This window comes from Streptomyces colwelliae (assembly GCF_048158785.1).
Lineage (GTDB): Bacteria > Actinomycetota > Actinomycetes > Streptomycetales > Streptomycetaceae > Streptomyces.
The window spans coordinates 1-1,504 of record NZ_JBLTJC010000778.1 but is presented as its reverse complement, the minus strand read 5'-3'; the positions used below and the strand labels follow the sequence as shown (position 1 = coordinate 1,504).

At 66.2% G+C, this 1,504-nt stretch carries 1 protein-coding gene; it reads left to right on the top strand.

Features of this window, described 5'->3' with window-relative positions:
• On the top strand, positions 1 to 1,391 hold a 1,391-nt coding region (locus ACNFOC_RS54270), incomplete at its 5' end, for an extracellular solute-binding protein (protein WP_416966296.1).
• Positions 1,392 to 1,504: the final 113 nt, after the last annotated feature.

Below are 1,504 nucleotides of genomic sequence, written 5' to 3'. Positions count from 1 at the left end.
CCACCGCCGCCCGCCCCCACCGAACTGCCGTACTCACACCCCTAGTTGCTCTCGCCGCTCTCTCCCTCGCCGCAACCACCCTCACCGCCTGCGGCAGCGGTTCCGGCAGCAGCCCAGACACCGTCAAGATCTCCTTCAAGCAGTCGACGGACAACTCCATCAAGGTGATGGACACCTACCTCGCCGACATGAAGAAGCAGTTCGAGAAGCAGTACCCCGGCAAGAAGGTCGAGCTCGTCCCGATCAAGGCCCCGGACTCGGAGTACTACACCAAGCTCCAGCAGATGCTCCGCTCGCCGAAGACGGCCCCCGACCTGGTCTACGAGGACACGTTCCTCATCAACAGCGACATCACGTCCGGGTACTTGAAGCCCCTCGACGCCTACCTCGACAAGTGGCCGGACTGGAACCAGTTCATCGACACGGCGAAGTCGGCGGCGAAGGCCGAGGACGGCAAGACGTACGGCGTCCCGGACGGCACGGACACGCGAGGCCTCTGGTTCGACAAGGGGATCTTCAAGAAGGCCGGTCTGCCCGCGAATTGGCAGCCGAAGACGTGGGCCGACGTGCTCGCCGCGGCCCGCACGATCAAGCAGAAGGTTCCCGGCGTCACCCCACTCAACGTCTACACGGGGAAGCCGGCCGGCGAGGCCGCCACCATGCAGGGCTTCGAGATGCTGCTCTACGGCACCAACGACGGCTCCACGGACCCCCTTTACGACAAGTCGACGAAGAAGTGGATCGCCGGCGGCCAGGGTTTCAAGGACGCGCTCTCCTTCGTCCACACGGTCTACAAGGAGAAGCTCGGCCCGGACGTGTCCGACGCCCTCGACCCCAACATCCAGACCTACGTGGCCGGTGAACTGCTCCCCAAGGGCAAACTCGGCATCGCGCTCGACGGATCCTGGCTGCCCCAGGCCTGGTTGAAGGGCAGCGGGCATGAATGGCCGGACTGGTCAAAGGAGTTGGGCCTCGCGTACATGCCCACGCAGCAGGGCCAGGCGCCCGGCAAGGTGAGCATGTCCGGCGGCTGGACCTGGGCGATCCCCTCCAAGGCCGGCAACCCCGACCTGGCCTTCGACTTCATCAAGACGATGCAGACGAAGGCGAACGCGGAGAAGTGGTACATCGCCAACTCCGGTATCTCCGTACGGAAGGACGTCGCCGCCGACCCCGCCTACGCGACCGCCCAGCCCGGCATCAAGTTCTTCACGGACCTGGTGGCGAGCACGCACTACCGCCCCGCCTACCCGGCGTACCCGAAGGTCTCCACCGCCATCCAGGAGGCGATGGAGGGCGTGACGACGGGCGACATGTCGGTGGACAAGGCGGCGAGTTCGTACGACGACGAGCTCAAGTCGGCCACGAACAACCAGGTCACCGAGAAATGAGCGGCGGCGACCGCCGATGACCACAGCACCGCAGCACCCGGGCCCGGCCGTGACGAAGGTCCCCTCCGGGCCCGGCGGCCCCGACACCTCGTCTCCCCAACTCCCCGCCCGGA